Raw genomic sequence first — 25,293 nt, forward strand, 5'->3', positions numbered from 1 at the left:
AGCGTGGATTGAAATTGTGTTTAAAATTTTGAAATTGGAATGTGTCACATCGTCGCTCTCTTCATGAGAGCGTGGATTGAAATCCTTTGAAATTGGGATCATTAGCTAAAATCGTTTCGTCGCTCTCTTCATGAGAGCGTGGATTGAAATATTCCATTTGAAGATTAACGTTCCTGTAGGACTTGTCGCTCTCTTCATGAGAGCGTGGATTGAAATACTCGTAAACCTGCATTGCGCAAGCCAATTTTAGGTCGCTCTCTTCATGAGAGCGAGGATTGAAATAACATATTGTATGATAATCAAATATGTGTTGTTTTAGACATTAGCGTTTAATTATCGAACTAATCAGTTTTTCTTAAAAATAAAACATAAGTGTAAAATTTATTAAGGTTCACTAACGGATGGACAAAAAACGCACTTTTGCAGCTAGTTTGACAGACACTAATGCCAGAGATAGTTATTTATGGGGTCCAACAAGCTTTAGCGGAAAGAAAAAAATTATGACTGAGGAGAAAATGAACGAAATGCTCTCTATTCTTGACTTATCAGGGATTGAATTGGGAATTTATTACCTACCTTTTCGAACATAGGAAACCAACTGGCAGCACATCAAACGAAGTTTTACTTCTCTTGTTATGATTTTGATCTATCTGGCACAAATGCGATAAAAATAAATCTCCTCTTTTGCGTCTATTGAACATTCCTAGTATAATAACTATGTTTTTGACAGGAATATTCAGAGGTTTAAACAGAACGTACGAGATAGGAGAATATACATAATGACTAATAATTTTTGGGCAGAGTTACCAAAGCCTTTTTTTGTTTTAGCACCCATGGAAGATGTGACGGATGTGGTTTTTCGGCATGTCATTAAAGAAGCTGGCGCACCAGACGTTTACTTTACTGAATTTACGAATTCAGATAGTTATTGCCATCCTGATGGCAAACAAAGTGTGCGTGGGCGTTTAACTTTTACAGAAGATGAACAGCCAATCGTAGCCCATATTTGGGGAGATAAACCAGAATATTTCCGTGAAATGAGTATCGGATTGGCAGAAATGGGCTTTAGTGGCGTTGATATTAATATGGGCTGTCCGGTCCGTAATGTAGTAAGACGCGGTAAAGGAAGCGGGCTGATCTTACGGCCAGAAGTAGCAACAGAGCTGATTGAAGCTGCCAAAACGGGTGGATTACCGGTTAGTGTTAAAACCCGTATTGGTTACGAGAAAATGACAGAAATGGAAGATTGGATTACCCACATATTAAAACAAGATATTGCGAATTTATCGATTCATTTGCGAACACGTAAAGAAATGAGTCGGTTTGATGCGCATTGGGATGTGATTCCGAAAATCGTAGCCATCCGTGATCGGATTGCGCCACAAACCTTGATTACGATTAATGGCGATATCCCTGACCGTCAAACTGGATTAGAACTAGTGGAACAATATGGTGTTGATGGGGTTATGATTGGGCGTGGAGTTTTTAATAATCCTTATGCTTTTGAAAAGCAACCAGAAGAGCATAGCGTGCAAGAATTAATCGATTTATTCCGATTACAACTTGATTTGCAAGATCAATATAGCGAGTCGGTCCCTCGTCCGATTGCTGGATTACGTCGTTTCTTTAAAATTTATATCAAAGGCTTTCCAGGCGCCAGTGAATTGCGGGCACAATTAATGGAAACAGAATCGACAGATGAAGTTCGCGAACTTCTCGCTAATTTTTTCCAAGATACAGCAATTGAGTGATGACATACAAAGAATTTGGACACTTCCATTTGGGAGTGTCTTTTTTGTTGCTAAACATGGATAAAGAAACGAGAAAGTATTCGCCGAAAATTTTAACAATAAAATGTTAACTACTTTTGCCCCAAAATTTTGAATTGTTTGACACTTTACTCATGACTTTGTCTCACTCTAATGCTACAATAGCGGACAAACCAAGCGTAGTTAGGAGGAAACGATATTGAGTGTGAAGTTTAAAGCCCTTTTAAGCTTACCTTCTTTAAGAGAGGCAGAAGTTGTGGCAGGAGAAGCTGGATTAGAAAAGCAAGTGACCTCGATTTCTGTGCTTGAGCAATCAAATGTTACGAAATTAAATAAGGGATTGTTCAATCAAGCGGATCAATATGGCAGCGAAGTTGTGATTAGCGGCTTGATGACAATTAGTCATGACGTAGATGCGCAAGTACAAACGATTAAACATTTACATCATGAAGGAGAGATTGGCTTAATTCTTTATTATGTCGGCGTCTTTATCCCAGAAGTGGATCAGCGCTTGATTGAAATATGCAATGAATTAAATTTTCCACTCATTGTTATGCCAAAAGGAGAGCCTTCTTTACGTTACAGTGAAGTCATTTATGAGGTAATTGAAGTAATTGTAAGACAAGAAATGGAAGATGCGAGTTTCTCCAAGCAAATGCTTGAACAAATTTCGAAACTTCCTACTAGTCAACGCAATGCAGATACGATGTTGAAAATGTTAACCGATCGCACGCGGAGTTCTATTGTGTTGACGGATATAAGAGATCAAATTCTTAATACAGAAACTTGGCCGCGGATCAATACTCTTGATTTGGTGTATATGATAAGCCAAACAACAAATTCTGACATTCAAGAAGTAGAAGAAGTTTCTATCGTTAAACGACCGATTTATCACAATGGCATGGAAGCTATGCAGCTTTATATGTTTAAAGAAAATCAGCCGCTGACTGAAAATATGGTGAAACAAACCGCTGAAGTCGTACAAATTTTTATGAATTTGTGGGGACAAAACCATGAAATTGTTAACACACAAGAACTGGTAAAAGCGATTTTGCATGATGAAAGCGTGAAGATGCGTCGTTTAGGCGCTATTTTGCATATAGATGTGGGAAGTATTTCTAATGTATGGTTTATTCATGTAGCCAAACCAGCTTTGCGTAATGAGGTAATGGAATGGTTAAAAGAGGAGCTATCTTTACGTTTCAATGTTTTGTTGGTTGAACTATTTGGCCCGACAATTGCGGTATTTATGGATGCGGGTAAGATGCATGAAAATATTGAAACAATAGCGTTTGAGGTTTCTCATCACTTACAAAAGGAAAAAGTTAAGCATACAATCGTTCAGTATTTGGGAATGAATACGACAACTGATGTGCAAGCCGCTTATATTAAAATGGAAGAGCATCTAGCACAGGTAGAACTTTTGTATCCTCAACAAGTGATATTTACCCAGCTACATTTTCAATTTGCAACAGAGTGTGAAAAGATAATTGTTGAAGGGGAAAGGTCAATTCGTCAGGCACTAGTGCCACTGCAGCCTTTAATGCAACATGAAGAATTGTTGGATACATTAGCGATCTTTCTATTGGATGCTGAAAATCATTATGCAAAAGCAGGGGAATTATTATTTGTGCATATGAATACGATCAAATATCGAATAAAAAGAATTAATGAAATCGTACATTATTCTGTGACTAAACTCCCTGAAAGTTTAACTTATTACCGTGCGATAGCGATCTGGCGTTTATTAAAAAACACAGAAAAAGGGTAAAAGCAAAAGAGGTATTTTTGTCAAAATCGACAAAATATCTCTTTTTTCTTTTAAGTTTAGGATAAATACAAAGAGACGTTATTTCCGTATAATAGCAGGTATTCTCGAAAAAATAGTTCGAGGGAAAACGGGGAGGGATTTTTTTATGAAAGATGGAAAAACAGAACAGTCTTGGCAAAGTCTAGCGTTTATCTGGATTGGTTCAATGATCAGTGTGCCAGGATTATTACTTGGCGGCACGTTAATTGCCGGTATGTCATTTTGGACCGCTGTTTTAACAGCCTTAGTAGGTTATGGCATCATTGTTATCGGCATGATTTTCCAAGGCATTCAAAGTTCGGATTTAAGACGGCCAACCGTACAAGTTGCCTCCCAAGTTTTTGGTGAACAAGGCGCCAAAAAAGTTATTGCTATTATTTTAGCTATTTCTTGTCTAGGTTGGTTTGGTCTACAAGCAAACGTAGCTGGTGTAGCATTCTCGCAATTTTTAGCATTATATAATTTCACATTACCGGTATGGATTTCCAGCTTATTTTGGGGGATCGTAATGTTGTTATCAGCTATTTTTGGTATTAAGTTGCTTAGTTGGTTGAATTATATTGCTGTTCCTTTTCTATTAGTTGTTATTTTTTACGCTATCGTTGTATCTGTTTCCGGTGGGGGGTGGACAGCTATTACTAACTATCAACCCGACACACATATGCCTTTTCTCACGGGTGTCTCTGTTACGATTGGTTCTTTTGCATTAGGAGCGATTATTGCAGGTGATTACTCGCAATACGTTAGAAAGCGCTCGGGAGTTGCTAAGGCTTCATTCATTGGTGTTTTACCTGCAGGTCTTTTGATGATCGCAGCGGGTGCCATATTTGGTGTTACTTCAGATACGGCAGATATTATTTCGGTATTTACTCAACTGGGTTTTCCTGTGATTGGTGTGATCGCTATGCTTTTGGCTACTTGGACAACCAACGCGGTGAATGCTTTTTCCGGTGGGATTGCGATTGTGAATGTTTTTAATGTGTCAAAAGAAAAAGAAACGATTGCAGTAGCTGTTGCTGGTGGGATAGGAACGGTTCTTGCTGCGATTGGTATTTTAGATTATTTTGTTCCAATTATGAATGTATTATCTGCAATGATTCCGCCTGTTGCAGGCGTGATGATCGCTTCTTATTGGATTATTCAAAAGGGAGACCCTGCTAGCTGGCAAAAAGTTCCTAATTTTAATTGGTTAGGTGTGCTTTCTTGGTTTATTGGTGCTGCAATTGCTGCCTTGCCAGTTATTTTAGAATTTTTCCCTAATGCACCCCAATTAATCAATCAACCACTGATCGGCGTTGTCATTTCATTTGCTATCTATTATATAGGGTACAAATTTACAGATAAAAAAGCGGTGAGAGAAAATATAGATGATTGAGCAATATAAACTTAAAAGTAATGGAGGAAAAGTTATGCATAAGATCGATGCTGAAGCAATTGAAAATATTGCGGTTGGCGCAGCACTGCTAGGAACAGGAGGTGGCGGTGATCCGTATATCGGCAAAATGATGGCTCTTTCAGCGATTAACGAATACGGGCCTGCTACTTTAATTTCTCCTGAGGAAGTCGACGAAAATGCAATGTATGCACCCGCTGCTATGATGGGTGCTCCTAGCGTTTTGGTGGAAAAATTTCCTAAAGGCGACGAATTTGTCCGCGTGTTTCAAAAATTGGAAAAATATCTAGGTAAAGAAATTAAAGGTGTTTTTCCGATGGAAGCTGGCGGGGTGAATTCAATGATTCCTATCATTGTAGCAGCTCAGTTAGGATTACCTTTGATTGACTGTGATGGGATGGGCCGTGCTTTTCCTGAGCTTCAAATGGTGACTTTTCATTTAAATGGTGCCTCGTCTACGCCCATGGCAATCACGGATGAAAAAGGGAATATTGGTATTATTGAAACAGTTGATAATGTCTGGGCTGAACGACTAGCACGGACGGCTACGGTTGAAATGGGAGCGAGTACTTTGATTAGTAACTATCCTTCCTCAGGGACAGAACTCAAACGATCTGGGATAGCCGGTATTGTTTCTCTTTCAGAAAAGTTGGGACGTATTATTCGTTCTAAAGAACTGGACAATCAAGTGAAATTACAAAAAGTATTGGATATTACGGGCGGCTTTGATTTATTCACAGGAAAAATTGTCGATGTGTTGAGAGGTACAAAAGGCGGCTTTAATCGAGGCAAAGTGATTATCGAAGGTTTGGCTGATTATTCTGGAGAAGAAGTGGATGTCTATATCCAAAATGAAAATTTGATCGCCTTAAAAAATCAACAACCTTTAGTGTTAACGCCGGATCTGATCTGCTTAGTCGATCTAGAAACTTTAACACCTGTTACCACAGAAAGCTTAAAATATGGCAAACGTGTGCGTTTACTTGCCTTGCCATGTAATGAACAATGGCGTAGTTCTAAAGGAATTGAAACCGTGGGGCCACGTTATTTCGGTTATGAATATGATTATGTCCCTGTGGAAGAATTAGTGCGAAAGGAGCGAGGCCAATAATGGAATATAAAATCGGAATTGATGTCGGCGGAACGAATACCGATGCTGTTATTTTAGATGAAAACTTAAAACTGATTCACAGTGTTAAGTATCCTACAACCGAAGACATTGAAAGTGGTATTTTTCAAGCATTGCATTTAGTGCTCAAAGAATCAAAGATTAATAAAAATGCGGTAACTCATGCTATGCTGGGGACAACTCAATGTACAAATGCTATTGTAGAACGAAAAAAATTAGCTAAAGTAGGTGTGCTTCGTTTAGGTTATCCGGCAACAGCTTCAGTCGCTCCTTTTACTGCTTGGCCTGATGAAATCGTACAACAACTGTCTCAGACCTACGCTTTTGCCCATGGTGGTTATGAATTTGACGGAAGAGATCTTTCCACTTTTGATGAACAAGAAATCCGTGATATTTTAACGAGTTGGAAAGGAAAAATTGAGTCGATTGCTGTGATCGGTGTATTTTCTTCTTTGAAAAATGAACAAGAATTTTATGTACGAGAATTGGCGCAAGAAATATTAGGTGAACAAGTACCTGTTTCTTTATCCTCTACGATTGGGTCTGTGGGTTTGATTGAAAGAGAGAATGCCACCATTTTGAACGCCGCTTTATTTAAAGTCATGCGTGCGACAAGTGATGGTTTTGAAAAGGCTCTGCTACAAGAAGGGGTCACAGATGCTGAAGTTTATTTATGTCAAAATGACGGAACGCTGATGTCGATTGATTACGCACGGGAATTTCCAATTTTAACTATTGCGTGCGGTCCAACTAACAGCATTCGTGGCGCTTCTTATTTAGCTAGTTTAGAAGATGCTATCGTATTGGATGTAGGTGGAACCACTTCTGATATAGGTGTTATCGCCGATGGTTTTCCTCGGGAATCTTCTGTTGCGGTCGACGTTGGTGGCGTTCGTACGAATTTTCGGATGCCTGACATCGTATCGATTGGCTTAGGTGGCGGTTCCATTGTGCGACAAACAGCAGATAACAATGTGACTATTGGCCCAGATAGTGTGGGCTATCAATTGGTAGATAAAGCTATGGTTTTTGGCGGAGATACTTTAACTGCTACTGATATTGCGGTTCGTTTAGGAAAAATTGAGATTGGCGAACCAGAAAATGTGGCCCACATCGATCGTACTTTTGCTGAAAAAGCTTACGTCAAGATTGGCACAATGACAGAAGAAGCGATTGATCGGATGAAAACAAGCGCGGGTGATGTAACCTTGATCCTTGTGGGCGGGGGCAGTGTGATTATCCCGCAAGAGTTAAAGGGCGTAAAAGAGATTTTTCGCGATGAAAAAGGAGCCGTCGCCAATGCTATTGGCGCTTCAATTTCTCAAATTGGAGGGCAATATGAGCAAATTTATATTTACTCACAGATTGCTCGAGAAAAGGCGTTAGAAGATGCTCGAATAAAAGCGGATGAACAAGCAGTAAAAGCTGGAGCGATTAAAGAATCGATTGAACTGGTTGAAGTAGAAGAGATTCCATTGGCTTATCATCCGGATAATGCAACACGACTACGGGTAAAAGTTGTGGGAGATTTAGTACAAAATTAGCTAAATAGTCAAATGAAAGACACTTCTTAAACGGAAGTGTCTTTTTTGATTAGTAACGGATAAAGAAACAGGAAAACATTATCCGTGATTAGAATGACGAATAAAGAAATAAAAAACTTTTATTCGAAAATGCCATAACAGAGAGTAAATAGCTAAAGTTTTATCCGAAAAAGCGGTTGAAACGCTATAAAATACTTTAAAATAGCAAATAACGGATACAAGTTCTGCATTCTTTTATCCGAAAAGAAAATCACGGATAAAGAAATAAAAAACTTTTATCCGAGATAGAAGCTTCGGATAAAAGAAACGAAAAGTATTATCTGAAAAGCTCAATAATAGAATAATGAGTAGAGGATTGTGTGAGTATTTCTCTAGCAATAAAAAGGCACAACCTTCAGGTAATTTCCTAAAGGTTGTGCTTTTTTTTAATCAATCATTTTCGAACGCTTTAAAAGAGAGCTATTCATCATTATGGTTTGATTTTTCTTTTTCAGAATCAATTTTTTGATCGGCTTTATCTAATTGTCTTTTAGCAAAGTCGCGACCGCCAATACCAAAGGCGATAGCAAATGCAACAGCTGCTGCACCCATGATCAATACAAATGCTTGTTGAACGATGGCAGTTGCAAAATTCAATTGTTCTAATGCCATAAATACACCAAAGATGATGAGTGCAAATTTAATGATCGTACCAGCTAAGCCACTTTTAGTCGCTTTGTTAACAGCATTTCCAATAAATTCGCCACCTACAAATACAGCAACTAAAATGATTGCTGCAATAATTAAGTTAGGAATATAAGCGATAATTGCTGCACCTACCATATTTAGAATGTCTAATTGTAGTGCATTCAATGCTTCAACAAAGAACAATAAACCAACAACAAAAGATACGATTTGTCCGGACAATTTTGCTAAGTCAAATGACATATTTGTATTGTCTTCAATGACTTTAGAATATTTGTTGATGCCAGTACCTTTTAGTAAGTCTCGTAATACTTGACCAGAGAACTTAGCAAGGACTAAGCCAACGCCCAGTAGTACTGCTGCAACCACGATGTGTGGGATAGCAGATAAGATCGTATTTAGAACTGAACTAATAGGTTCAGCGATCGTGTTGATATTCAAAGTTTCCAAAGCAATCAAAGCAATAGGAATAATAATTAAGAAATAAACAATTCCACCTAAAGCAGAAGCTAAAGTATCTTTTTTCTCTTCAACTTCATGATCTTCTTTACTTGTACCTAAAAATTTCGCTACATATGAATCGATGTTCGCAGCTACTGACAAGTTATAAACCAAACCACGTACGAAACGAGCAACAACAGTACCAATAACTAAAATAATGATAGCGCCAAAGATATTAGGCAAGTAAGCTAGCGCTGTGTCTAACATTGTTTGGATTGGACGTCCGATTGCAGGTACACCAAAACTTTCAAATATACCTGGTAAGAAGACTAGCCAAACGATGTAATAGACGACTTTGGCTAAGCTATCAATGGCTGAATTGGCGTTTTCTTCTGATTTTGCCATTCCCCATTTTGTGAGTAGCCGACTAAAGCCAATCTTTTTAAGTCCTTTTGCTAAAATGTTTTTCAAGATAGAAGCAACAATCCATGCGACTATCAGTAATACAATCCCAGCAACAATTGCTGGAAGCGATGCTAGTAAATTGTCTAAAGCAGTAATACCAGTATCCATTTTTCCACTCCTTTTTAATGTGTATTATTTGTTGCCTATTTTAATGATAACGTATCAGGAAAAAATGCTCAAAAATTATGCATTCTGCAACTAGGGTTTTTTTAAGTTAAATTCTAGGAAAGAAAAATTGACGTTTAAAAAGGAAACACTGAAAAACGGCTGGTATTTTCAATCAAAATAAATGCGTCACGAGAAAAACATCCCTTTTAACCTAAAAGTGATAAATTGTGCTTTTCTTATTGTACCTGAATGATTTCTAAATTTTTCCAAGGTCCGTTTAAACCTTGGCGTGATCTTTTTTCTAAAAAAACTGTTTCCGTACCTTCTGGGTGTACAAAAAAAACGCACTCTGTGTTATTGTAAAGTCGATAAAAACAACAATTAACACAAAAGGAGTGCGTTCTTATGTCTTTCACTTTACAACAAAAATCGCTCACATTCAATGCCCAAAAAGAAATCTCGGTCGCTAACGATGGGGGAAATTTAACCAATGACGCGGGGATCGTCTTGGTCGCTGAATTTTTAAAACAAATTCATTTTGACCAACTATTAGCCCAATACGTTCATATCCCGGATCCTCGTTGTTTTGTCCGGCATGAATGGTTGGAGGTATTAAAACAATGGCTCTATCAATTGATCGCTGGCTATTCACGAGACCGAGACGCCAATACGCTCCAATATGACCGTCTTTTTCAAGAAGCATTAAAACAAAAACAACTCAGCTCGCAATCCATGATGTCTACCTTGCTTCATACCTTAACCGAAGAAAATGTGGCCCAGCTATCACAGCTAGCCAAAAAGCTGGCGGATTTCGGCATGGATCATCAAAACAGCCAACATTTTGTTCTTGATCTGGATTCGACCTCTTGTACCACTTATGGGCAACAAGAAGAAGCCGAATTTATTTACCATTATGGCATCAATGGCTACCATCCGTTTGTCGCTTTCGAAGGATTAACGGGTTTGGCGTTAGATGTTCGTCATCGTCATGGGAAATCTTATACCTCGACCCATGCCGAAGAATATCTGGTGGAAATGCTGGATCGTTATCAACAACGTTCAGAAGACCCGCTTTTGTTGGTCCGTGGCGACAGCGGTTTTGCCAAACCGGAAATCTATGAACAATGCGAACAACGAGGGGTGCATTATGTAATCAAGCTCAAAAATAATGCCCGTTTGATCGATCAAGCCCAACATCAAGTCCAATATACCAATGGGACGAATTATACGAAGACAGAACAGCAATACTTTAAGATCCATTATCAAGCAAACTCTTGGGATCGACCGCGGACCGTCGCTATGAAAGCCACTAGAAAAGGAGGATACTTCCTTTTTTCAGAATTTCAGTTTGTCGTGACCGATTTCGCTGACCTTTCTCCCCAAACGATTTTCCAGCTTTATCAAAAACGAGGGAATATGGAAAATTTCATCAAAGAAATGAAAACCGGCTTTTTCGCTGATAAAACGGATAGTCATTCCTTTTTAGCAAACAAGGCTCGTTTGGCCCTGAGCTTTATTGCTTATAATATCATCCATTTGATGAAACAGTTGACATTTCCGCAAGCAAAAAAGGCCACAGTGATTGACACGATCCGCTTTCAACTCTTCCATATCGCAGGAAGAGTCACGGAACATGCGCGAAAAATTCAAATTCACCTTTCTAGTACCAACGTTTATAACACGCTTTTTTGGGAAGTCCTTATGCGAATTCAGCGCTTGAATCTTTAACTTATTCTCTTCACTCTTTCCTTATAAAAAGCGTATTTTCCACCTTCTAGGAAGACCTTTATCCTTTTTTAGCGTTCTACAGTAGTTCTTTCCTGTACTTGGCTCAAAATCGACAGTAAAAATAGAAAATAACACGAACAACAACCCTGTTGACCGGCCCGATTAGTTATCCACAAATTTTTAGAAATCATTCAGGTTGTATTTTAAAGAGTGATACAGTATTATTAAAAAATAGGTACAGTTTTTTGAGCATTTTATTTGCTATATTTCTCTTTTAAAGAGACGATAAGAAACTATATAAAATCAAAGGAAATGAAAGGTTGATAAGGATGCGTTATTATGTAATGGAAAGCGATGACATCCGGCGTAATTTAGCAACAGAGGAATATTTGATGGATACGACAGATGTAACAGAACCTTTACTACTGTTATATATTCAAAAACCTTGTATTATTATTGGTCGGAATCAGAACGCTTATGAAGAAATTGATTTAAATTATTTGCGCGAACACCAAATTGTATTAACTCGTCGCGTTTCAGGCGGGGGCGCTGTTTATGATGATTTAGGAAATATTAGTTTTAGTTTCGTGACCAAAAAAGGAGATACCACTTTTGGCGATTATCGAGGCGTAACTACGCCCATTTTAAAAGCGCTACGTAGTATGGGAGCTATAAAGGCAGCAGCAGGTGGCCGGAATGATTTATATATTGGCGATAAGAAATTTTCTGGTAATGCGATGTACAGTAAAAAAGGCCGGACGTATTCCCACGGGACTTTGATGTATGACGTTGATTTAACGGTTTTGGATAAGGTGTTAACGGTTTCTAAAGAAAAAGTAGCTTCCAAAGCTACGCGATCGGTGCCTAAAAGCGTAACAAATGTTAAGCCCTATTTAGATCAACAATTTCAAACAGATACGATCGAAGAATTTCGAGATGAATTAATTTGTCATGTTTATCAGGTAGATAGTCTAGCAGAAATTGCAGACAAAAAATTAGAACTAACCGATGAAGATCGTCGAGGCATTCAAAAATTAGTAGACGAACGTTACGCCAATGATGATTGGGTTTATGGAGCAGCGCCTAATTTTGAATTTAATCAACGGACGCGAGTAGCTGACGTGGGTATTGTCGATGTTCATTTATCTACTGAAAAAGGCAAGATTTCAGCCATTCAATTTTTTGGCGACTTTTTCGGGGTAAAAGATATTGAAGGTCTGGAGAATTTATTAGTAGGAACCGTTTATAAATATGAAATGATCAAAGAAGCCTTGGATACGGTTGATGTTTCAGAGTATATTTTTAATTTTTCCAATCAAGCATTATTAGACTTATTGATGAAATAATCAATACCAGTCACACAGGAGGAAAATATGTATACACTTAATCATGTATTTAAAACTTACCCATCAACTGAAGCGTTAACTGATATTTCTTTTTCTGTTGAAAATGGAGAAATTGTGGGCGTGGTCGGCAAAAGTGGCTCGGGTAAGTCGACGCTATTGCGTTTATTGAACCTTTTAGAAGTGCCAACTTCAGGTGAAGTGGTCATTGAAAATCGAGATAGTAAGGAATTGTCTAAAAACGAAACACGTAAACAAAAGCAAAACATCGGAATGGTGTTTCAACAATATAATTTGCTGAATAACCTGACTGTCAAAGAGAATGTAGCTCTACCGCTAAAAATGGTGAAACAAAAAAAGGACGCCTGGGTAGATGAACTGTTAACATTTGTTGGAATGGCGCATAAAAGTCAAAGTTATCCAGCGCAACTTTCCGGAGGAGAAAAACAACGGGTGGCACTCGCCCGTGCGTTGGTAAGACAGCCAGATGTTTTATTATGTGATGAAGCAACCAGTTCGCTAGATGAGCAAAATACCGATGAAGTGGTTCGACTTTTGCAAAAAACACATCAGGAATTTGGTATTACGATCTTTTTTGTGAGTCATGAACTGGAAACAGTTAAAAAACTTTGCCAACGTGTTCTAGTAATGGAAGCGGGAAAGCTTTTAGGTGAAGTGGAAAATCAGCCTGTAGATATCCAGATGAATGATTCTAGCTATTTAGAAACTGTGCAAAGGAGGCTGGCTAGGTGACGCTTATTGAAAATATTCAATATTATCTTCCGGAATTCTTTCTTTCCTTAAAACAAACGGGCATTATGATGGGGATTTCAATGGGAGCTGCCCTTATTTTAGGTCTTCCTTTAGGGATAGGGTTGTTTTTATCGAATCCTAAAGTCAGAGGGAGTAAAGCGGTTAATTATTGGGTTTTGAACTTTTTTATTACTTTAGTCCGTTCATTTCCTTATTTACTCTTTGTGGTTTCGTTAATTCCTGTTACCCGTTTTATCGTAGGGCAAGCTTTTGGGCCGTACCCAGCAAGTTTTCCTTTGAGCATTGTAGCTATTGCGATCTTTGCCCGCCAAGTGGAGCAAGTTCTCTTAGATGTGCCTGAAGAAATTCGTTTATTAGCAGAATCTTTGGGAACGACAACCTGGCAATATATTTGGCATTTCTTATTAGTGGAAGCTAGGAGCGGAATCGTTTTAGGTTATACCACGGCACTGGTTAGTATTGTCTCTTATTCTACCGTTATGGGAATCGTTGGCGGTGGTGGTGTTGGTGATTTTGCCATTCGTTATGGTTATCAAAGCTATCAGACGGGAATTATGTATTTTGCGATTGTTGTCATGATTGTGATTGTATTTGTGATTCAAATGGCGGGCAATATGCTCGCACAAAAATTAGATAAAAGAAAGCAGGTAGATTAAAAATGAAAAAGATGGGAACAGTTTTGTTAGGTTTTGCAGCGCTAATTGGATTAACAGCTTGTGGTAGTGGGGATGAAAACAGCAGTGATGCTTCTGCGGAAGATAAAGTTATCAAGGTAGCTGCGCAAGCACCGCCTATGACCGATGTCGTTGAAGTTGCGGCAGAAGAAGCTGAAGAAGATGGCTGGGATATTGAAATGGTCCAAGTCAATGATAATGTTGCTTATAATGATATGGTTTCAAGTGAAGAAGCAGACGCTAGTTTTGCCCAACATAAACCATTTATGGAAGATTACAATGAAGAAAATGATACGAATTTAGTTGATATTCAACCGATTTATGATGCCAAAGTTGGCTTTTATTCAGAAGACTATGATGAAATCGATGAAATTCCTGATGGAACCACAGTAGCCATCCCCAATGATGTATCTAACGAAGGCCGTGCTTTAGCGATCTTAGAAGAGCAAGGGTTAATCAAGCTTAAAGAGGGCGCAGGGAAAAACGGTACTTTAAAAGATGTGGAAGAAAACCCGAAAGACTTCGAATGGATGTCTGTTGATCTATTGAACCTAGCAGAAGCTTACAGTGAACCAGACGTTTCTTTAGTGTATGATTACCCTACATACATTGAAAAAATTGGCTTAAAACCTACGGATGCTCTTTTCTTAGAAGACGATGTTGATTCACGTTTTTCTATCCAATTGGTAGCTAGAGAAGATAATAAAGATTCAGGAAAAATTAAAGCATTAGAAAAAGCAATGACAAGCGATAGAGTCCGTTCATTTTTAGAAGATGAACATAGTGATACATTGATTCCATCATTTTAGAGTGTAGGTGCTCTCAATTTAAATAGCCTAAAAAAGCCAAGTAGATGTATTGATCTATTTGGCTTTTTTAGGTTTTATTCTTGATACTTTCTATTAATGCTTTAAAGCTATTGGTTTGAAATTTGTCTTTATGAAAAATAATATGATTGACATTCAAAAGTTCAAAATGATTTACTTTTATTTCAACGAGCTCACCTTTAGCAATTTCTTCTTCTATCAAAATTTTAGGCAATACACTGATTCCAATGTTTTGTTTTACTGCACGAATAAGAGCTTGAGAATTTATGCTTGTCCATTCTGGACTGACTCTTAAATTGTGTAGCAATAATGCACTGTCAAAAACATCGCGAATCGCGCTTCCTTTTTCCCTAAGTAGCAATCGCTCTTGCGTTAAATGATTGATATCAATCATTTCTTTAAAAGCAAATGGATGTTCCGGTGAACAGATGACCGCTAATTGATAAGAGGAAAAAGGGATGTTTACTAATTCATCGTTAGAAATGACGCCTTCCACCAGACCTAAATCTAATTCGTTGTTATATACCATCTCTTCTATTTTTTTGGCATTTGCAACAATCACTTTGGTAGGTGTCTTTTGATGAGTCCTTTCAAAGACTACAATTGCTTGTGGCAAGATAAAATTTGCAATTGTTATACTTGAACCAATATTAATGGTAGCGGCAGTTTCTAACGCTTGCACATCTTGCTCTAAATTATCATATAGATCCAGCAACGTTATTACTTTTGGCAAAAATAGCTTCCCCGTTTCATTTAAGTAAATTTTTCTTGATATTCGGTCAAATAAAGAAATATTAAGTGTATCTTCCAATTCATGAATCGCCTTTGAAACGGCTGGTTGGGTCATAAATAACTTTTCTGCTGCTTTTGTAATACTTTCCTCTTCGCAAACCGTTTTGAAAATCCGCAAATGTCTTATGTTCATCCTATCACCTCTAATCCATAACTATTTGGTTATGTGTTATATACAATATAACTATTTAATTTATATAACACAACAGTATATAATAGATCGTATTGAAAAAGAGCTACTTGGAGGAACATTTTTTATTATGAATTTGCAAAAATTGAAAGTATATTTTTTATTGTTTAGAATTACATTTTCTGTCAGTGCTTTTACTTTCGGAGGAGGCTATATTGCTATTCCGATGATGCGCAAATACTTCGTTAATAACCTAGAATTAATTAGTGAGCAAGATCTAATGGATATGGCTGCCATCGCCCAATCAACGCCAGGGGCGATTGCTGTTAATATTGCAGTGTTAGTTGGTTATCGCATCGCTGGACTTACCGGGGCGATCATTAGCTGTGTTGGGACCATCCTGCCTCCTATAGTAATTATTTCCTTGGTATCACTCTTCTACCAAGCATTTCGTGATAATCGAATCATTTCTGTCATCCTAAAAGGGATGGAAGCTGGCGTTGCAGCGACCATTGTCGATTTAGTGATTGACATGGGACAAACCATTTTAAGAGAAAAAAACTTTTTACTTACCTTAATGCCACCTTTGGTATTTATAGCTAATTTTGTTTTTGACATTCATGTGTTAGTTATTATACCTACTTGTGCGGTTTTATGCGTCATCCAAACCTATATAAAAAGTAGAAGGGGAGGGACTTTTGATTGAGTAGACATGTTCTTATGCTATTTATTGTATTTTTACAGATTGGTTTATTCAGTATTGGCGGCGGCTATGCCATTATACCGTTGATACAAGAGCAAGTCGTAAGTGCCTATAACTGGCTGACAATCCAAGAATATACGGATATCATTACCATTTCGCAAATGACGCCAGGCCCTTTAGTTGTTAATACAGCTTCTTTTGTAGGTATGCGGCTAGCGGGAGTGCCAGGAGCTATTGCAGCTACAATGGGAAGTATTTTGTCAGGAACGTTTTTTTCTATTGCTTTATATAAATTTTTTAAGAAATATAAAAATATAGATAGTGTCGCTAATGTTTTAAAGGGGCTAAGGGCTAGTTCTGTGGGACTGATTGCTTCTGCAGCCTCAACAATTATTTTAATCGTTGTTGTAGGAGCCTCATCGCTTGATGTTAGAAATTTCACCCTAAATATAGGCGCTGTCATCCTATTTTCTGTTTCTTTGTTTTTATTGAGAAAGTATAAATTAAATCCCATTCTAGTCATGGTTCTAACAGGAATTGCGGGTTTGATTATGTATTAAGTTAACCATTGGAAGTACTAAAATATGGTGAAAAGAAATAAGAAAAATAGTAGATATAAATGGATTTCCAGCAAATATTATTGCTGGAAATCCATTTTTTGTGCGCTCGGCATGGGCGATAACTTGGTGGTGAAAGTCCACTACAGGCTTGGCAGTAGGAACTGTTAGCCAAAAGCAAGGGTGTCCATCGCGAGGTGGAATCTGAAGGAAGCTGGAGGCAAACACTCGCACTGACGAACAGGAACTTCATAAGAAGGCTGGATTGGGACGGATGAGCTTGCAAAACAAAGCAAAGTCCGATACTGCCCGAATCCTATCCAGTAAATGAAGCAGTGAGATGAGTGGAAGGTGATCGCGCCTTACCCGAGGAGGTCTATCGAGCGAATGCAATCAATCGTAGTAACAACGAATCGATAGAAGTCAGCCGAGGTCATAGTAGTATCTTACGATACGAAGGACTGAACAATAATAACTTTGAAGTAAACAAGGAGGTGGATGTGCTCACCAGGACCGCAGCCAATACCGTGGTAAAGACCGAGAGGTAGCTCACTCATGGAGGGATAAGCTGGAAGCAAAAGAGGAAATGAGGAGCGCGTAAGGGAGCACGACAATCAAATGAAGAACCAAAGTGGCTATCCATTAATGGACGAACTCGTAAGTTCGATGAATATTGATCGAGCCATCGAGAAAGTAAAGAAGAACAAAGGAGCACCAGGCATCGATGAGATGACCGTATTTGAAATCAAGGAACATCTAAACAAATACCGACAACCTTTTGTTCAAAAACTGAAAGAAGGGACTTATCGTCCTCAGCCCACCAAACGGGTAGAGATTGATAAGAAAGACGGCAAGAAACGAAAGTTGAGTATTCCTGTCGTACGAGACCGCGTGGTACAACAGATGATTTTACAAGTCATTACCCCTTTGATCGACCCGACCTTTTCTAAAAACAGTTATGGATTTAGACCTGGAAAGAATTGCCAACAGGCAATCGATCAAGCAGGAAAATATTATGAAGAAGGCTACAATGTGGTCGTGGATTGTGACTTAAAAAGTTATTTCGACACCATCAATCATCAGAAACTAATGCATCGTATGCAATGGTATATCGCTGATAAAGAAATCCTTCAATTAATCTGGAATTTTCTCAATGCGGGCGTACTAGACGGGGAAATTATCCGTTCTACACCTCAAGGAGCCCAACAGGGCAGCCCCTTATCTCCACTTTTAGCCAACGTCTATCTTGACCAACTAGATAAGGAACTCGAAAAGAGAGGGCATCGTTTTATCCGCTACGCCGACGATTTTATCGTGCTAGTACAAAGTGAACGAGCCGCCCAAAGGGTTCAAGAAAGTGTCACCCAGTTCCTGGAAGGAAAGTTACGACTCACGGTAAACCAAGAGAAGAGCCAAATTGTAAAGGCGCATCAATTGGAATACCTCGGATTCCGTCTGAGGAAAGATAAGGGAAAGTAAAGAGCCGGCCCACAGCGTCGGCCAAACAAAAGTTCAAGAGACAGTTAAAGAAACTGACCAATCGGAAAAGATCGGGAAGCCTAGACGAAATTATCTCATCGATCAATCAATATACGCAAGGTTGGATTAACTATTATAAGAAAGGGGAACTAAAGGCTTTCTTAGCGAAACAAATGACCCACTTACGTAGAAGATTGCGCGCCCTTATTTGGAAAAGATGGAAGAAAGTGTCAACAAAATATCGACAACTGAAAGCAAGAGGGGCTTCTCACAGAGAAGCCATGACTTATGCAAATAGTCGAAAATCGTATTGGCGTATTTCCGAGTCTAAACTACTCCACCGAATCTTTACGAAAGAAAAATTCAAACAATGGAAACTCAAGGATTTCAATGAAATCCTTGAGAAATAAGCTTAAATTATTGAACCGCCGTATACGGAACCGTACGTACGGTGGTGTGAGAGGACGATGAATGAAATAATCATTCATCTCCTACTCGATTAGCTTACAACTATGATTATAAAAAAATAAACTGGTAATTATAAAATTAATGAAATGGGTAAACAATTACTTTGTTTTGCTCAAAATGTTTCATTTTTATTCAAATAAATTGCGCATTTTTCAACTTGTTTGCCAATTATGGAATGGCTTACATTGTTGATATATACTTAATTTGTAGTTAAAAAATTTGGAAAGGAAGAAGAAGATGACATTAGTAAATTTAGCAACGGTATTGTCTAAAGCAAAAGAAGGAAAGTATGCGGTAGGGGCGTTTAACGCAACGGACTTAAATACAGCTCGAGGTATTGTAGAAGCTGCAGAACAGGAAAAATCACCAATTATTTTACAATTTGCTGAAAGTCATAGTAAATATATATCGTTAGAGCAAGCTGCTAATATGTATTTAGATTTGGCAACGCGCGCTTGCGTCCCAATATGCGTGCACTTAGATCATGGAGAAAATTTTAATACCATTATAAGAGCAATTAAATTAGGTTTTACTTCTGTAATGGTGGATGCATCATTAAAACCTTTTGAGGAAAATATACAAAACACTAAAGAAATAGTTAAAATTGCTCAATCCTTAGGCATTTCAGTTGAAGCAGAATTAGGTGTTATGAACGCCGAAGATGGTAGCGGTTCTTTAGATTATAATACAATGGATGATACGTATACCAGCGTTCAAGAAGCTAAGGAATTTGTACAAAAAACAAAAATAGACGCTTTAGCGATAGCTTTTGGTACAGTGCATGGTTTGTATAAAAAGGAACCTAATCTAAATTATGAGCGTATTAAAGCAATCCAAAATTGTACTGATATGCCATTGGTTATGCACGGTGGGTCAGGACTTAGTAATGAAGAATATCAACAATCAGTAGCCAACGGAATTACAAAAATTAACTATTACTCCACAATGTCTTTTGAAGTTACAAATGGATTGAGAAATTACTTAAATAGTAACAGTGATGCATTTTTATTCGATGTAGATGCCAAGACAATCGAATTAGTAAAAAATAATATTGCTGAAAAAATACAAATATTTGGTTCATCGAATAAAGCGTAAAAATTCTAGTAAGGAGATTTTCAATGAGAAAAATACTTATCGCAACGCATAGCACTTTAGCATCTGGAGCTTTGAATAGTGCCACTTTTTTAATAGGAAATCAATCTGATATTTCTATTATTGATGCTTATGTAGATGAGACAGATTATACTCAAAAAATTGATCAATTCTTTGAGTATTATAATACAGAAGACGAATATGTTATATTCACAGATTTGTTTGGAGGAAGTGTGAACCAAAAAATATTTACTTATAAAAACAACTTTGAATTTTTTCTGATAACTGGATTTAATTTACCGATACTATTAGAAATTATTTTATATAATCAAAGTTTAACCAAAGAAGCAGTTAAACAATTGGTTGAGAATTGTCGCAAAGAACTACAGGTAGTAGAAGTAGATAGTTTTGAAAGCATAGCAGAAGACGAGGAGAGCTTTTTATAACGAGGAGGATTATGAGATGATTAAGGAATTACGTGTAGATGATCGTTTAATTCATGGCCAAATTGCATTGACATGGCCAAAGGCGCTTGGAGTTAATCGTATTATTGTTACCAATGATGCAGCTAATGATGATAAGACACAACAAATGTCTTTAAAAATGGCTGTACCTACAAATGTAAAAGCGTTAATCCGTTCTGTGGAAGACACCTTAAGTTTTTTTGAAAACCCTAAAGCGCAAACAGCAGATCTAATGATAATTGTAAATAATATAGTAGATGCAAAAAAGCTAGTTGATAATTTGCCTACGTTAATTGAGAGAGTGAACATCGCTAATGTTGGACGCTTTGACGGTATTCCAACAGATGACAAAATTTCAATAGGTTCCTCAATTTTACTTAGTGTAAATGAAAAAAGAGCCTTAGATAGTTTATTAGAGGATCCTAAAATTGACGTTGTCCATCAAATTATACCAGATAATTCGGCAAGGAAGCTTAAAGATCTAATAAAGAAAGGATAGGTTGAATATTGTTATGACAACACTTTCAGCTGCGTTTTTATGCGCTATTGCTTATTTTATTTGTTTTGGAGGAAATTGGTTGATTGGTCAAAATATGGCGGATCAACCCATTGTTGTTGGGCCATTTGTTGGACTTTTATTGGGAGATCTACAAACAGGACTTATCTTAGGAGCATCTCTACAAGCGCTTTTTATAGGAGCGATTAACGTTGGTGGAGCTGTGTCATTAAACCCTTCCTTTGGAACTACATTAGCTGTAGCTTTTTCTATACTAAGCGGAGGGGGCGAGCAATTTGCATTAGCATTAGCCGTCCCACTTGGTTTGTTAGGTGGGTTATTAGAAATAGGCGTGAATATATTATGTGCAGCGTTCGGCCCTCTATGGGACAAGGCTGCCGCAGAAGGAAATGATAAAAAAATAGTAGGTTTACATTTTGGTGTCTGGTTATTAAAATATTTGCTTTTTTCAGCTGTTATATTTATAGCAATTTTTGCAGGTGCTACTCCGGTTACTAATTTTGTCAATAATTTACCAGATTTTATAACAGAAGGGTTAGGAGTAGTAGCAGGTTTATTACCAGCAGTCGGTTTCGCTATGCTATTAAAAATGGTTTGGTCCGGAAAGCTAGCATTGTTCTATCTTCTTGGATTTTTAGCAGTTGCTTATTTAGAATTACCATTAATCGCAGTCGCCACTTTAGGGCTAATAGTAGCGTTTGCTCAAGCCATGATTGATAAAGATATGTTAGATATTAAGAATCAAGCTAACAATTCATCTATTGGTGATAATGATCAAACTGATGAAGAGGAGGACTTTTTATCATGACAAACAAAGAGGTTGAAATCTCAAAAGAAGAAAGAAAAATGTTAAAACAAATCTTCTTCCGTTCATTTACAGTATTTGCGCCGTTTAATTATGCAAAACAAGGTGGTAGCGGTTTTTGCTATGCCCTAATTCCTTTCATAAATAAATTTTACAAAGAGAAAAATGAAAAGATTTCTGCATTAACACGACACATTACTTGGTATAATGCTACACAAAATGTAGGAACATTTATTATGGGCTTGGCGGCCTCCATGGAAAAAGAAAATAGCGAGAAAGATTATTTCAACGCTGAATCAATCAATACGGTAAAAGCTAGTTTAATGGGGCCTTTTTCAGGAATTGGAGATACACTTTTTTGGGGAGTTTTACGTGTGGTAGCTGCTGGAATAGCTATGACTTTTGGTGAACAAGGAAATCCATTAGCTCCCATAATTTTTCTCATCATATATAATGTTCCTTCTATAGCTACTAGATGGTATCTTACAAAATTAGGATATACGGTAGGCGCAAAATACATTGAAAGTCTATATTCATCAGGGTTAATGGGTCTTTTAACCAAAGCAGCAAGTATTTTAGGGTTAATTATGATTGGGGGGATGACAGCAGACTCAGTTACCTTTGAAACTAGTTTGGAATTCAGCTTAGGCGGGGATCAAACGCTGGTATTGCAAGACATTTTAGATCAAATTTTTGTTGGGATTGTTCCTATTTGTTTTACTTTATTCTGCTTTTACTTATTATCAAAGAAAAAGATGAACTTTGCACTACTTATTGCTTTAGTTGTTGTATTTGGTATTTTTTTTTCTGTTATAGGAATCGCGTGACTAGTTTTTAAATTATCAACCTCCCAGTTTTTATTATAGTATAATAAAATTACCCGTTGTTGTCTGTATTTAAAAAACTGGGAGGGTTTTATTTGGAAGCTAGAAAAGAAGAAATAATCGAATTAATTAAGAAAAAGAAATATGTTTCCATACCTTTTCTTGAAGAAAAGTTGCATTATAGTCAAAGTACGATTAGAAGAGACCTAAATTATTTAGAACGCCTGCATATAATAAAAAGAGTTCCTGGAGGAGCAGTTTTAGTTAAAGAAGAACTCATAGAAAATCCAAACGAGATCAAGTATGAAACAAATAAAGAAGAAAAGAATTTGATTGCAGAATTAGCGATTGATTTTGTAGAGGATTATGCGTCAATCTTTTTAGACGCAAGTTCAACCAGCCAGGTTTTTGCAGAAAAATTAAAAAGAAGAAAAAATCTGAAAGTTTTTACACCTAATTTATATACAGCAAAGGAAATTGAATCTACGCGGAAAAATCAAGTCTATCTAATTGGGGGCCTACTAAATGACGAACATACCGGAGGTTCATTTTGTAACGAAATGGCTGCCCAAATTACTACTGACTATGCTTTTTTCTCCTGCCGTGGTTTTGATTTGAATTTTGGCGCATCTGATGCTTTAGAAAATGAAGCTGGGATAAAGAAAATCATGAAAGAAAATTCTAAAAAAAATTTTTTGTTATTAGATCATACTAAATTTAATAGTATGTACACGTTTCAAAGCCTTACAGTTGAAAGCATTGATTATATGATAACAGATCGAAAGCCTAATAATGCGACCTATGCTTTGAATAAATATTTTGAAATTATTTATGGGAATGATTATTCCAGATGAAAAACAGAAAAATGGTTTTATTGTTTTAATTTATCATTTTATATATATAACTTCACCTCTATTTATAAACTATCTCCTTTTCCTTACTTTTAGTAAGCAAAATAATTGGATTTCTCAAAAAATAGTTTATAGTAAGGATATAATAAATGTAGAGGGGTACAAAAAATGATAGACAGTAATGAACTAATTTTTGGATTAGACACGTTTGGTGACGTGGCTTACGACGACCAAACACAAGAGAGATTGAGCTACGGGCAATCATTGAGAAATATCGTTGAAGAAGGGAAGCTAGCTGATCAATTGGGAATTGATGTGATTGCTTTAGGTGAACATCACCGCGAAGAGTTTTCAATTTCTAGTCCGGATACAGTTTTAGCCGCTTTGGCTATGGAAACTGAAAATATTACTTTAGGAACGGGAGTCACGGTGTTAAGTTCTGATGATCCAGTTCGGGTGTATGAACGTTTTGCGACAGTTGATGCATTATCTAACGGCCGCGCCCAAATTATGCTAGGTCGTGGTTCATTTACAGAATCATTCCCATTATTTGGCTATGATTTGCGTGATTACGATGATTTATTTGAAGAAAAGATTGCGCTATTCATTGAATTATTGAAAGGGGAGCCGATTACTTGGCAAGGGCGTTTTACTCAGTCCTTAGAAAACATGCAAGTGTACCCAAAAATTGAAGGAGATTTAGAGACTTATGTTGGCGTTGGCGGCTCGCCAGACTCGATTATTCGTGCGGCTAGATATGGCTTTCCAGTGATGTTAGCGGTGATTGGCGGCGATCCACTTCGTTTTAACCAGTATATCGATCTATACAAACGCGCAGCTATAAAATTTGATCAGCCTATCCATCCGGTAGGTATGCATTCTCATGGCGTGATCGCTGATACGGATGCAGAAGCTAGAGAAATTGCTTGGAAATACCTCAAAAAAATGATGGATCAAATTGGTTCAGAGCGTGGTTGGCCAGCGATGAGTCACGAACGTTTTGAGACTGAAGTGACAAGAGGTTCTTATTATGTAGGCAGCCCTGAAACAGTTGCGCAGAGAATTGCTCAAGTAATGACAGAAATGGATATTCAACGCTTTGACCTTGTTTACGGCGCGGGTGGTCAGTTACAAAAAGATCGTTTCAGAACGATTCAATTATATGGTGAAAAAGTGATTCCGAGAGTTAAAGAATTATTAAAAGCAGGCATGGCGCATGGATAACGCAGTACTAGGTATTTTAGGTGCAGGGAAGCTAGGTACGGTATTAGCGCGTTTGGCAGTCGCTGCTGGCTATAGGGTATTGATTGCAGGTTCGGGTTCAGTTGAAAAAATTTCGCTGACTATCGAAGTATTAGCGCCTGGAGCACAAGCATTGACGGCTAAAGAAGTTACTGAAAAAGCAGATATTGTTCTATTAGCATTGCCTCTTGGTAAGTATCAAACGATTCCTCAAGCGGAGTTGCAAGGAAAAATTGTGATCGATGCGATGAATTATTGGTGGGAAATTGATGGAAAAGAAAATACAATTTCAGATTTCCAAACTTCTTCTTCAGAAGTGGTACAAAACTTTTTAAAAGACAGTATTGTGGTTAAAGCTTTCAATCACATGGGGTATCATGATATAGAAGATGAAACTCGAGCAGCTGGAGAAAACCAGCGCAAAGCCATTGCCTATGCAGCAGATGATGATACAGCAGGCAATACAGCTGCACAACTGATCGATGACCTAGGGTTTGATCCGTTATTTATCGGTCCATTGAAAAATGGAATCACGCTAGAACCAGGGAGCCCACTATTTGGGGCTAACTTATCCAAAGAAGAATTGCTAGCCGCTATACAACAATTTCCTGAGAGTGAATTTGGGAAGAAAGTTATAGCAGCTAGAGAAGTTCTTTGATTATATAAAAAAGCAAATTAAC

Annotated in this window: 25 protein-coding genes and 1 CRISPR repeat array (1 of these 26 cut by a window edge); of the genes, 23 read left to right on the forward strand and 2 right to left on the reverse strand. The window is 37.5% G+C overall.

The features are described from left to right. Positions 1–282: a CRISPR direct-repeat array (repeat unit 32 nt; unit sequence GTCGCTCTCTTCATGAGAGCGTGGATTGAAAT) (it extends 619 nt beyond the left edge of the window). Between the two features lie 119 nt (positions 283–401). From C7K43_RS11795 to C7K43_RS11820, 6 genes are all read left to right on the forward strand, one after another. Then, positions 402–590 carry a hypothetical protein gene (locus C7K43_RS11795; RefSeq protein WP_124007012.1) on the forward strand — a complete coding sequence of 63 codons (189 nt, stop codon included), beginning with the start codon at positions 402–404 and terminating at the stop codon, positions 588–590. A gap of 189 nt (positions 591–779) precedes the next feature. Continuing rightward, on the forward strand, positions 780–1,751 hold the full coding sequence (locus C7K43_RS11800) for a tRNA dihydrouridine synthase (protein ID WP_124007013.1): 972 nt from the start codon (positions 780–782) through the stop codon (positions 1,749–1,751). A 223-nt stretch (positions 1,752–1,974) separates the two neighbouring features. Then, positions 1,975–3,540 carry a PucR family transcriptional regulator gene (locus C7K43_RS11805; RefSeq protein ID WP_226996797.1) on the forward strand — a complete coding sequence of 522 codons (1,566 nt, stop codon included), beginning with the start codon at positions 1,975–1,977 and terminating at the stop codon, positions 3,538–3,540. A gap of 145 nt (positions 3,541–3,685) precedes the next feature. Further along, positions 3,686–4,954 carry a cytosine permease gene (locus tag C7K43_RS11810; RefSeq protein ID WP_124007015.1) on the forward strand — a complete coding sequence of 423 codons (1,269 nt, stop codon included), beginning with the start codon at positions 3,686–3,688 and terminating at the stop codon, positions 4,952–4,954. A 34-nt stretch (positions 4,955–4,988) separates the two neighbouring features. Beyond that, on the forward strand, positions 4,989–6,083 hold the full coding sequence (locus C7K43_RS11815) for a DUF917 domain-containing protein (protein WP_124007016.1): 1,095 nt from the start codon (positions 4,989–4,991) through the stop codon (positions 6,081–6,083). Continuing rightward, on the forward strand, positions 6,083–7,645 hold the full coding sequence (locus C7K43_RS11820) for a hydantoinase/oxoprolinase N-terminal domain-containing protein (RefSeq protein ID WP_124007017.1): 1,563 nt from the start codon (positions 6,083–6,085) through the stop codon (positions 7,643–7,645). Before C7K43_RS11815 ends, C7K43_RS11820 begins: the two co-directional genes overlap by 1 nt. Before the next feature lie 459 nt (positions 7,646–8,104). Here C7K43_RS11820 and C7K43_RS11825 read toward each other — a convergent pair whose 3' ends face one another. Then, complete coding sequence (locus C7K43_RS11825) at positions 8,105–9,343, reverse strand: mechanosensitive ion channel (RefSeq protein ID WP_124007018.1); 1,239 nt, start codon at positions 9,341–9,343, stop codon at positions 8,105–8,107. A 405-nt stretch (positions 9,344–9,748) separates the two neighbouring features. Here C7K43_RS11825 and C7K43_RS11830 point away from each other — a divergent pair, with 405 nt between their 5' ends. From C7K43_RS11830 to C7K43_RS11850, 5 genes are all read left to right on the forward strand, one after another. Further along, entirely contained in the window at positions 9,749–11,071 is a 1,323-nt protein-coding gene (locus tag C7K43_RS11830) for an IS1380 family transposase (protein ID WP_124007019.1), read from the forward strand. A 329-nt stretch (positions 11,072–11,400) separates the two neighbouring features. Next, positions 11,401–12,417, forward strand: coding sequence for a lipoate--protein ligase (locus tag C7K43_RS11835; protein WP_124007020.1), 1,017 nt, complete (start codon positions 11,401–11,403; stop codon positions 12,415–12,417). Between the two features lie 27 nt (positions 12,418–12,444). Continuing rightward, complete coding sequence (locus C7K43_RS11840) at positions 12,445–13,167, forward strand: ATP-binding cassette domain-containing protein (RefSeq protein WP_124007021.1); 723 nt, start codon at positions 12,445–12,447, stop codon at positions 13,165–13,167. After that, the gene (emtB, locus tag C7K43_RS11845; RefSeq protein ID WP_124007022.1) at positions 13,164–13,844 is read left to right on the forward strand and encodes a metal ABC transporter permease EmtB; all 681 of its coding nucleotides are present in this window, start codon (positions 13,164–13,166) and stop codon (positions 13,842–13,844) included. Before C7K43_RS11840 ends, emtB begins: the two co-directional genes overlap by 4 nt. 2 nt (positions 13,845–13,846) lie before the next feature. Continuing rightward, positions 13,847–14,671, forward strand: a complete 825-nt coding sequence (locus C7K43_RS11850; protein ID WP_124007023.1) for a MetQ/NlpA family ABC transporter substrate-binding protein — start codon at positions 13,847–13,849, stop codon at positions 14,669–14,671. Positions 14,672–14,738: 67 nt separating this feature from the next. On the opposite strand, the gene C7K43_RS11855 is transcribed toward C7K43_RS11850, so the two are convergent. Beyond that, positions 14,739–15,614 carry a LysR family transcriptional regulator gene (locus tag C7K43_RS11855; protein ID WP_124007024.1) on the reverse strand — a complete coding sequence of 292 codons (876 nt, stop codon included), beginning with the start codon at positions 15,612–15,614 and terminating at the stop codon, positions 14,739–14,741. Positions 15,615–15,741: 127 nt separating this feature from the next. Between C7K43_RS11855 and C7K43_RS11860 the strand changes: the two genes are divergently transcribed. The 12 genes from C7K43_RS11860 (at position 15,742) to C7K43_RS11925 (ending at position 25,271) form a co-directional block, all read left to right on the forward strand. Further along, complete coding sequence (locus C7K43_RS11860) at positions 15,742–16,317, forward strand: chromate transporter (RefSeq protein WP_124007025.1); 576 nt, start codon at positions 15,742–15,744, stop codon at positions 16,315–16,317. Further along, entirely contained in the window at positions 16,314–16,874 is a 561-nt protein-coding gene (locus tag C7K43_RS11865; protein WP_124007026.1) for a chromate transporter, read from the forward strand. The genes C7K43_RS11860 and C7K43_RS11865 overlap by 4 nt, the downstream gene beginning before the upstream one ends. A gap of 615 nt (positions 16,875–17,489) precedes the next feature. Next, positions 17,490–18,350: a group II intron reverse transcriptase/maturase gene (gene ltrA / locus C7K43_RS11880; RefSeq protein WP_124005095.1), complete on the forward strand. Its 861-nt coding sequence runs from the start codon at positions 17,490–17,492 to the stop codon at positions 18,348–18,350. A gap of 53 nt (positions 18,351–18,403) precedes the next feature. Then, positions 18,404–18,760 carry a group II intron maturase-specific domain-containing protein gene (locus tag C7K43_RS11885; protein ID WP_124007220.1) on the forward strand — a complete coding sequence of 119 codons (357 nt, stop codon included), beginning with the start codon at positions 18,404–18,406 and terminating at the stop codon, positions 18,758–18,760. Between the two features lie 295 nt (positions 18,761–19,055). After that, positions 19,056–19,913 (forward strand): class II fructose-bisphosphate aldolase, encoded by an 858-nt coding sequence (locus C7K43_RS11890; protein WP_124007027.1) that lies wholly within the window; start codon positions 19,056–19,058, stop codon positions 19,911–19,913. 23 nt (positions 19,914–19,936) lie between these two features. Further along, complete coding sequence (locus C7K43_RS11895) at positions 19,937–20,356, forward strand: PTS sugar transporter subunit IIA (protein WP_124007028.1); 420 nt, start codon at positions 19,937–19,939, stop codon at positions 20,354–20,356. Positions 20,357–20,372: 16 nt separating this feature from the next. Beyond that, complete coding sequence (locus C7K43_RS11900) at positions 20,373–20,873, forward strand: PTS sugar transporter subunit IIB (RefSeq protein ID WP_124007029.1); 501 nt, start codon at positions 20,373–20,375, stop codon at positions 20,871–20,873. Position 20,874: 1 nt separating this feature from the next. Beyond that, positions 20,875–21,699 carry a PTS mannose/fructose/sorbose/N-acetylgalactosamine transporter subunit IIC gene (locus tag C7K43_RS11905; RefSeq protein ID WP_124007030.1) on the forward strand — a complete coding sequence of 275 codons (825 nt, stop codon included), beginning with the start codon at positions 20,875–20,877 and terminating at the stop codon, positions 21,697–21,699. A 38-nt stretch (positions 21,700–21,737) separates the two neighbouring features. Further along, the gene (locus tag C7K43_RS11910; protein ID WP_264371079.1) at positions 21,738–22,523 is read left to right on the forward strand and encodes a PTS system mannose/fructose/sorbose family transporter subunit IID; all 786 of its coding nucleotides are present in this window, start codon (positions 21,738–21,740) and stop codon (positions 22,521–22,523) included. A gap of 92 nt (positions 22,524–22,615) precedes the next feature. After that, positions 22,616–23,374, forward strand: a complete 759-nt coding sequence (locus C7K43_RS11915; RefSeq protein WP_168712006.1) for a DeoR/GlpR family DNA-binding transcription regulator — start codon at positions 22,616–22,618, stop codon at positions 23,372–23,374. A gap of 165 nt (positions 23,375–23,539) precedes the next feature. Then, positions 23,540–24,595, forward strand: coding sequence for an LLM class flavin-dependent oxidoreductase (locus C7K43_RS11920; RefSeq protein WP_168712007.1), 1,056 nt, complete (start codon positions 23,540–23,542; stop codon positions 24,593–24,595). Then, positions 24,588–25,271, forward strand: a complete 684-nt coding sequence (locus C7K43_RS11925) for an NADPH-dependent F420 reductase (protein WP_124007033.1) — start codon at positions 24,588–24,590, stop codon at positions 25,269–25,271. Before C7K43_RS11920 ends, C7K43_RS11925 begins: the two co-directional genes overlap by 8 nt. Positions 25,272–25,293: the final 22 nt, after the last annotated feature.

The sequence above is a fragment of the Tetragenococcus koreensis genome (assembly GCF_003795145.1).
In the GTDB taxonomy this organism is placed as follows: Bacteria; Bacillota; Bacilli; order Lactobacillales; family Enterococcaceae; genus Tetragenococcus; species Tetragenococcus koreensis.